This is a genomic window from Flavobacterium sp. (assembly GCF_044361015.1).
Taxonomy (GTDB): Bacteria; Bacteroidota; Bacteroidia; order Flavobacteriales; family Flavobacteriaceae; genus Flavobacterium.
Genome location: NZ_JBIKJL010000025.1, coordinates 25,447 through 33,997 on the forward strand (window position 1 = coordinate 25,447; position 8,551 = coordinate 33,997).

The window sequence follows — 8,551 nt, forward strand, 5'->3', positions numbered from 1 at the left end:
AAAAGTAACTTAACTCAACCCCGTTTCCAACGCTCTGCGATGTTTCCAACGCTTGTGAGTCCACAAATAATATTCAGGAGCCTCAAGAATTTGCTCCTCCATTTTACGCATAAATAAATGCGTCAACTCAAAATCAGGAACGCTTTTCGCATCGTAAGAAAGCACTTCAAAGCTACAATCATAGTACCCGCGTTTCACCTTTCGGATTCGCATGAACATCACATTCATGTCAAATTTTTTAGCCAGCATTTCGGCACCGGTTTGAAGCGGTGTTTCAATACCAAAAAAGGTTCCCCAGTTAATCGCCCGTGAAGCCTTTGGCGATTGATCACTCGCAAAACCATAAAGACTTTGAACCCCGGCATTATAATTAGTTTCAATTGTAAGAATGGTTTCTTTCGTAGTAATCAACGTGGCCCCAAATTTTGTTCGAATATCCCGAACTAACTTATCAAAGTGTCGATTAGCAATCTTTTTATAAATCGCATAGCCCTTCACCGACAGTTTTTTATTCACGGACACCGACCATTCATAACTGGCATAATGTCCCGTCATCAAAGCAATGCTCTTTCCTTTGCTTTCCATTTCCTTTAAAACTTCTAGATTAGAAATAGTAAACCTATTATTCATTTCTTCTTCAGAAATAGTTAACGTTTTAATAATTTCTAAAAACAAATCACACATATGCTGATAAAACTTTCGTTCAATGGCAAGTCTTTCTTCCGCCGTCTTTTCAGGAAAAGCAATCAACAGATTCTCCCGCACGGTTCCTTTTCGATAACCGATAACGCGATAAACAAAAAAACAGATAAAATCAGAAAAAAGATAAAACAACCGATAAGGAAGAATGGAAATCAACCAAAGAATGGGATAAACCAGGATGAAAACAACAAACTGCATCGTAAAAATTTTCACAAAGATACAGCAATTTCTATTTTATGAATGTTCAATTAACAAAAGCTAAAGAAACAATTACTATTTTTACCCAACTTAAACTCAAAGCCATGAATATTGCTCTAATTGTGCTCATTGCAGCCAATGTTTTAATCAGTTTTAAAGCATTTGAAGATCAGTTTTTCTTCCGAAAATATGAATTCCACATCGGCAGCATTCGTGCAGGTGAACACATTCGGATGTTTTCGTCAGCTTTTTTGCATGTTGACATTGCCCATTTGGCTTTTAATATGATTACGCTTTATTTTTTCGCTCCCGTTGTTTCTAGTTATTTAGGCATTCCTTCTTTCCTTGTCGTTTATTTCGGAAGTTTATTAAGCGGAAGTCTACTCACCTTGCAATTCCATAAAAACGAATACAACTATCGTGCTGTTGGAGCCTCAGGAGCCGTTACGGGAATACTATATGCAGCAATCCTTCTAAGACCTGACATGGATTTGTATTTCTTTTTCATTCCGTTACCCATTCCTGCTTATATTTTTGGAATTGGTTACCTATTGTATTCCATTTACGGCATGAAATCTAGGAATGATAACATTGGTCATACGGCCCACTTCGGAGGAGCAATCGGCGGATACTTAATTACCCTAATCAAAGAACCACAAATGCTTACCGAAAATACTTTGATGGTTGCTTTGTTAGCCATTCCAATCATTATTTTATTTATTATGGCAAAAATGGGCAAGATTTAAAACGATTTGGCACACAAATTGAATAAAGGAATTTAGATAAAACAAACTTACCATGAAAAAATCAATAATTATTCTGTTTGCAGCTGCAATGACAACTATGAATGCTCAGGAAAATAAATTAGTTCCTCAAATATCAGTTTCTGGAGAAGGTAAAATAAAAGTTACTCCCGACCGAGTTGTTGTTAATTTCGGAGTAGACAACGTTGGCAAAGACGCTACCGAAGTAAAGAAATTAAACGATGAAACAGTAGATAAAGTAATTAAATTCATTAAGAAATTTGGTATTCCAACAGCTGATTTTAAAACCACGAATGTGAGTTTACACAAAACATATGACTACGATAAAAAGAAACATTCTTATCAAGCTTCGCAATCCATCACTATCACTTTAAAAGACATCACAAAATATGATGAATTAATGATGGGATTAGTGGACACGGGAATAAACAACATCAGCAATGTAGAATTCAAGTCCTCAAAAATGGAAGAACACAAATCAGATGCCCGAAAGCTAGCCATTCTTGATGCAAAGAAAAAAGCAGAAGATTATGTTTCTGTACTAAATCAAAAAGTAGGCAAAGCTATTTTAATAACAGACAATTCACAACCTTACTATCCACCCATGTATAAAAACATGGCCTTTGCTGAGATGTCAACAGATGCAGGTTCAGACAGAGAAACACTAGCCATTGGTGAGTTAGAAATTATCACTAATGTAAGTGTTAGTTTTGTGTTGGAATAATTGAAATAATAAGCTATTCTATAACCACGAATGAGATAATTCGTGGCTTTTTTATTCAGTTATTTGTTTTTTCAAATGCTCACTGTCCCAAGCATGATCCGACGCAGAAAAGTTAATGTGCAAATCGTTTTTAAGCAATTGCTCCTGCATTTCTAATTCGTCTTTAACGGTAGCCAAATAAGCCATTTTATCATGTCGCTTTGAAGCTAACTTTCTTATCGCTGCTTCATCATATTTAATAAATCGTTGGCCTTGTCTGGTGGCTGAGTATTTTCGATGACCCAATTGTGTAAGAGCATCAACCCCTAAATGAACGGCCGTATAGAGTGTTTCTCTATAGATTTTATCCACTCCATGATCAATCAACTCATAAGCATCCACCCGGTTTCTTGCCCTTGTAAGGATGTTTAAATGTGGGAAGTGTTTTCTTAATAATTCCACGACACTTAAATTAACCTCCGGGTTGTCAATGGCGGCTATAAAGATCTTAGCATTCTCTGCTCCTGCAGCTTTCAATAATTCTAATCGGCTAGCATCTCCATAATAAACTTTAAACCCCATTTTACGTAATAAATCTACTCGGTCTGAATCGTGATCCAAGATAGTTGCTTTAACGCCATTGGCTTTTAACAACCGACCAATTGTACTTCCAAAGTGACCAAATCCGGCAATAATAACTTCATTGTTTTCATCAATGATATCGTGTGGTTTTTTTACTTTTTCTTTTACTCCAAAAAATGGGTCAATCCACTTTTCATTAATCAACAATAAAAAAGGAGTGGATACCATACTTAAAGCAATAATGGCCATCATTTGATTGGCTAGTATGCTGGGTAGAATATTCAATTGCATGGAGAAACTTAAAATAACAAATCCAAATTCTCCCGCCTGACTCAACCCGAAGGAAAACAACAAATTTTGGTCGTTACTTTTTTTATAAAATTTGCCAATGCCAAAAAGAACAAAGAACTTAATGGCTGTCAAAATAGCTCCAAAGATTAAAATATAAGCAGGATCATCAATAATCAGTTTAAAATTAATAGAAGCCCCCACACCGATAAAGAATAATCCTAAAAGCAATCCTTTAAACGGAGCAATGTCTCCTTCCAATTCATGCCTAAATTCGGAGTTAGCTAGAACGACACCGGCCATAAAGGCTCCTAACGCAGGACTCAACCCAACTAATTGCATTAAGTAAGAAACGGCCATTACTAAAAGTAAAGCGGAAGCTGTAAACAACTCCTGTAACCGTGTTTTAGCAACAATATGCAACAACGGAACAACTATATATTTCCCTGCAAAATAGACGGCAATGATAGCTACTAAAACGATTAGGGTTTGAATCCATCCGGGCAAGTCTATGATTAAAGAACTTTTTAAATCATTATCAGGAATAGCTTGTCCCGACATCATCAACGGTATAATAGCCAGGATTGGAATCACTGCAATATCCTGAAATAACAAAACCGAAAAAGACGCTCGCCCCATCGAAGTTTGCGATAACCCTTTTTCTTTTAGGGTTTGCAACACAATAGCAGTTGACGAAAGCGATAGTGCTAATGCAATCACAACCGTAGTTTGCCAATTCCAATCTAAAAACAATTGACACAAAATAAAAATGGAAACACCGGTCCCAATTAATTGCATCGAACCCATTCCTAAAATGAACTTTCGCATTTTCCAGAATTTATAAGGGTCAAGTTCCAATCCAATTAAGAACAACATCATCACTACTCCGAATTCTGCAAAGTGCATGATGTCTTCTCCTTCCGAACCGATAAAGCCTAAAACAAAAGGGCCAATAACTATTCCGGCAAACAAATAGCCTAAAATAGAACTTAAACCCAGTTTTTTTGCAATAGGAACACAAACCACAGCGGAGGTTAAATAGACAATGGCTTGTATAAAAAATCCTTTATCCATGGTTTTTTGATTTAGAATGGAACCATTCGTTTAAGTAAAAATGGGAATTCATTTCTTTTAAATCCAATTCATTTGATTTTAAATAAAGCAATAAATCAGCATAAATTTTTCCATAATTGTCAGCCTCTGATTCATTCATTTGATGTGTTCCGTGAATTACAAAGGGAGGCAGATAGTGCATGTGACAAACTTTTGCGGTTTGGTTAAAGGGTTCTAATAATTCAGGGATTGAATAACGGTCGCGGCCTGCTTCACAATAGTTTTCTTTTTTACCACCGGTAGTAATGGCTTGAAAGATTAGTTTATTTTGAAGAGCGATTCCGTTTTTACCGTAAGCCCAATCATATTCCAACACCATGTCAATCCACTGTTTTAAAAGCGGAGGACAACTATACCAATACAGTGGATGATGCCAAATAATAATATCATGTTTTTGAAGTAAAGCTTGTTCTCTTTTGACATCAATGTCAAATTCCGGATATTCTTCATACAAATCATGAAAGGTGATGTTTTTCGACTTTGGAATATGCCGAACTAAAGCCTCATTGACGAAAGACTTTTCAAACAACGGATGAGCAAATAGAATTAATATTTTGTTTTGAGCCATGGTTTAAAAATACGTCTTTTTTTTGAGAAAAAGAAGTGATTTAGCTACAAATCAAATTATATTCCTAAATAATTGGATGGTGTTATTTGTAGTAATTCCGCTTTGATAGTTTCTGAAACGGCTAAAGAATGAATAAATTCATGTATCGTTTTTTGATTCATGACTTCGTTCGTGCGAGTTAAACCTTTCAATGCTTCATAGGGATTTGGATAGCCTTCTCTGCGTAAGATGGTTTGAATAGCTTCAGCTACCACTGCCCAATTGCGTTCTAGATCTTCTTCCAATTTTGAACGGTTTAGCAATAATTTATTTAATCCTTTCAAGATAGCTTCAAAACCGATTAAGGTATGTCCAATCGGCACACCAATGTTTCGTAAAACCGTGCTGTCGGTTAAATCACGTTGCAAACGAGAAAGCGGTAATTTTGCAGAAAGGTGTTCAAAGATAGCATTAGCCATTCCTAAATTTCCTTCTGAATTTTCAAAATCAATAGGATTCACTTTATGTGGCATAGCTGAAGAACCAATTTCGCCTGCTTTGATTTTCTGTTTAAAATAATCCATCGAAACATACGACCAAATGTCTCTGTCTAAATCAATGAGTATAGTATTGATTCGTTTCAAGCAGTCAAAATAGGCTGCGATATGATCATAGTGTTCAATTTGAGTCGTAGGGAAAGAATGATGTAGTCCTAATGTTTCTTCTACAAAATGGGTTCCAAACTTTTTCCAGTCAATTTGAGGATAAGCAACATGATGAGCGTTATAATTACCGGTTGCTCCACCAAATTTAGCTGCAAAGGGGATATTAAATAATTGACGCATTTGTTCTTCCAATCGTTCTACAAATACACCTAGTTCTTTTCCTAATCGGGTAGGAGAGGCAGGTTGACCATGTGTTCTGGCTAACATAGGAACATCTTTCCATTCCTGACTCATGTCTTTTAATTTGGAAATCACATTGATTAAAAACGGTAAATATACTTTTTCAAAACTTTCTTTTGTCGAAAGTGGAATAGCGGTATTATTTATATCTTGAGAAGTTAATCCGAAGTGAATGAACTCTTTATAACTTTCCAATCCTAAAGCATCAAAACCATTTTTTATGAAGTATTCAACCGCTTTCACATCATGATTAGTTGTTTTTTCAATTTTTTTGATGGCAAAAGCATCTTGCGTAGAAAAGTTTAGATATAAATCTCTTAATTTTTCAAATACGGAAGGATTTATAGTATTTAACTGAGGTAATGGCAGTTGGCATAATGCAATGAAATACTCGATTTCAACCAACACGCGGTAACGAATTAAGGCTTCCTCTGAAAAATAAGCAGCAAGAGAAACTGTTTTATTTCTATATCTTCCATCAATTGGTGAAATGGCGTTTAATTCGTTTAATGCATTCATGTGTCGTGGTGTTGGTTTGAAGTACAAAGATAAGTTTTATAAGGCAGAATTGGAAATGAAAAAACCGCTACTTCAAATAAATTATCTTTATTATAGGTTTAAAAGACGTTGTTTTAAAACGGCCATTCCTTCTGAGCCACTCATCGGAATTATTTCTAAAGGATTAGCCAATTCCAATACAGAAGCCGGATTTGGATCAATGTAAAAAACAGGAGTTTCGGATTTTGTATAATGCATAATCCCGGCAGCAGGATAAACTTGAAGTGAAGTGCCTACAACCACAAAAAAGTCAGCTTGTTCGGCTAAATCAATCGCCTCTTCTATGGCGGGAACATCTTCACCAAACCATACAATGTGGGGTCGTAGCGGAAAACCGTTTGGGTCGGTGTGATTTGACAGTAAATCATCCTGCCAATCTAAGATGTATTTTTCGTCTTTTGTACTTCTTACTTTGAGCAATTCACCATGGAGATGCAATACGTTTTTACTGCCGGCCTTTTCGTGTAAATTGTCAACATTTTGGGTGATAATATGCACGTCAAAATGCGAGGCTAATTCGGCTAATATAAAATGTCCTTGATTAGGATTTACCTCCAATAATAATTTTCTTCTTTTATTATAAAAATCTAAAACCAGTTCCGGATTTTTTTTCCATCCTATTGGAGAAGCAACTTCCATAATGTCGTGACCTTCCCAAAGGCCATCGGCATCTCTGAACGTTTTGATGCCACTTTCAGCACTAATTCCGGCACCGGTTAAAACAACTAGTTTTTTCATTTTTTACTTTATTACACCTTTCCCAACGTATACAAATTTTCTAATGTTGGCGAAGAGCTGCCACCATCAGGTTCTAAAGTAATTCCAAAAGCCTCGGCTTCAATAACATTATCGACCGGAAACATCAACATGTTTTTTCCTTTGAAATTATCTAACAATCCAATACTCAACGGTGTTAAGGGATTTAATTTTAAAGCCCAAACCTGATAAACCATTCCTTCCGGGGGTTCAGGTAATCCGGCTGCATCAACATAAACAGTATGTGTTTTTTGATTCCAATATACTTTTGCATATGCCTCAGGGGAAACTTCTTGTCCGCCCAAAGCTATTATTGTATTTTTAGTATCTCGAACCAAGGAAAGCATATCTTCGTTTACCTTATTTTTTGAAACCAACACAGTATATTCTTCTTTCAATTTCTTTTTGTCAGATTTAAGTAAGAGAACCGCTTCCTTATTTATATCCAACTGTTGATATAAATAAGCACCACCTAAAAGTAATAGAATTGCCGCTGCCCAACCTAAATATTGACTGATATTGGATTTTTTTGGTTCCTTTTTTAATTCGACATCGTTGGGTTTATTCTCAAAAATTTGCAGCTTGATAGCTTCATAATGCTGACCTGATAAATGTGGTGCAACACTTCCGGATAACAAAATCATCGTTTTTTCAATAGCAACTATTTCTTCCCTGATTTCTGCATGTTGTTGAGCCATTTTATGGACTTCTTCCGTTTCCAGTTCATTTAATTTACCGTAAACATAAAGTTCAAGAATGCCTGATTCGATATATTCTTGTGTACTCATGATACTTGTAATAAGATTCTTAATTCGCTAATGCAATTTCTGTTTTGTATTTTGAAGGTTCCTAAAGGCATTTCCAATTCATCTGAAGCTTCTTGTTGTGTGAATCCTTTAAAAAATAATAAATCGATTAGTTTAATACACCTTGGCTTTAATTTTTTTACAAATTCCTGAACACCGATGGTGTCAATTTTACCGTTTATTCGAGTTTGGTCATCTAATAAATGCGCAAAATTATCAGCGGAAATGTTTTTTAAACTGGTACTAAATCCTTTTGAACGTAATTTGTCAAGAGCACAATTGCGAGCAATGGTTACCATCCAAGAGTATAATCGCCCTTTGTTTTCGTCATAAGTATCGATGTTTTTCCATATTTTTATAAAGGCTTCCTGTAAGGCATCTTGTGCGTCTTCAGTGTTTTTCAGTAGTGTTGCTATTATCCCAAAAAGACTTTTAGCATACATATCATATAAAAGAGTAAACGCCTTGTCATCTTTTTTGTAAATTAGTGGCAATAATTCTTCCTGAGTCATACCTTTTTATTTTATTGACTAAGGTAATAACTTAGTGTTTAAAAAACAATTTTGAATGAAAGAAATGTTAAAATCAATTGAATACCTTACTTTTTTAGAAGGATTTCTAACTGAAAA

At 35.4% G+C, this 8,551-nt stretch carries 9 protein-coding genes; 2 read left to right on the forward strand and 7 right to left on the reverse strand.

The genetic code is table 11. The annotated features are described in order from the left end of the window. Nucleotides 1–9: 9 nt before the first annotated feature. Nucleotides 10–900: a lysophospholipid acyltransferase family protein gene (locus tag ACIQ2Z_RS07785; protein ID WP_396183582.1), complete on the reverse strand. Its 891-nt coding sequence runs from the start codon at nt 898–900 to the stop codon at nt 10–12. A gap of 104 nt (nt 901–1,004) precedes the next feature. Between ACIQ2Z_RS07785 and ACIQ2Z_RS07790 the strand changes: the two genes are divergently transcribed. Both ACIQ2Z_RS07790 and ACIQ2Z_RS07795 read left to right on the forward strand, forming a co-directional pair. Beyond that, complete coding sequence (locus tag ACIQ2Z_RS07790; RefSeq protein ID WP_396183590.1) at nt 1,005–1,646, forward strand: rhomboid family intramembrane serine protease; 642 nt, start codon at nt 1,005–1,007, stop codon at nt 1,644–1,646. Nucleotides 1,647–1,698: 52 nt separating this feature from the next. Further along, nucleotides 1,699–2,388 (forward strand): SIMPL domain-containing protein, encoded by a 690-nt coding sequence (locus ACIQ2Z_RS07795; RefSeq protein WP_396183583.1) that lies wholly within the window; start codon nt 1,699–1,701, stop codon nt 2,386–2,388. 51 nt (nt 2,389–2,439) lie between these two features. On the opposite strand, the gene ACIQ2Z_RS07800 is transcribed toward ACIQ2Z_RS07795, so the two are convergent. The 6 genes from ACIQ2Z_RS07800 to ACIQ2Z_RS07825 all read right to left on the reverse strand — a co-directional run bounded on the left by ACIQ2Z_RS07800 (nt 2,440) and on the right by ACIQ2Z_RS07825 (nt 8,434). Continuing rightward, a complete protein-coding gene (locus ACIQ2Z_RS07800) occupies nt 2,440–4,311 on the reverse strand; it encodes a monovalent cation:proton antiporter-2 (CPA2) family protein (protein WP_396183584.1) in 1,872 nt (623 codons plus the stop codon). Then, nucleotides 4,304–4,918 (reverse strand): NAD(P)H-dependent oxidoreductase, encoded by a 615-nt coding sequence (locus ACIQ2Z_RS07805; protein ID WP_396183585.1) that lies wholly within the window; start codon nt 4,916–4,918, stop codon nt 4,304–4,306. Before ACIQ2Z_RS07805 ends, ACIQ2Z_RS07800 begins: the two co-directional genes overlap by 8 nt. A gap of 56 nt (nt 4,919–4,974) precedes the next feature. After that, a complete protein-coding gene (gene purB / locus ACIQ2Z_RS07810) occupies nt 4,975–6,321 on the reverse strand; it encodes an adenylosuccinate lyase (RefSeq protein WP_396183586.1) in 1,347 nt (448 codons plus the stop codon). 90 nt (nt 6,322–6,411) lie between these two features. Then, the gene (locus ACIQ2Z_RS07815; protein WP_396183587.1) at nt 6,412–7,098 is read right to left on the reverse strand and encodes an SIR2 family NAD-dependent protein deacylase; all 687 of its coding nucleotides are present in this window, start codon (nt 7,096–7,098) and stop codon (nt 6,412–6,414) included. A gap of 11 nt (nt 7,099–7,109) precedes the next feature. Beyond that, nucleotides 7,110–7,904: an anti-sigma factor domain-containing protein gene (locus ACIQ2Z_RS07820; RefSeq protein WP_396183588.1), complete on the reverse strand. Its 795-nt coding sequence runs from the start codon at nt 7,902–7,904 to the stop codon at nt 7,110–7,112. Continuing rightward, nucleotides 7,901–8,434 carry an RNA polymerase sigma factor gene (locus ACIQ2Z_RS07825; RefSeq protein WP_396183589.1) on the reverse strand — a complete coding sequence of 178 codons (534 nt, stop codon included), beginning with the start codon at nt 8,432–8,434 and terminating at the stop codon, nt 7,901–7,903. Before ACIQ2Z_RS07825 ends, ACIQ2Z_RS07820 begins: the two co-directional genes overlap by 4 nt. Nucleotides 8,435–8,551 lie beyond the last annotated feature (117 nt).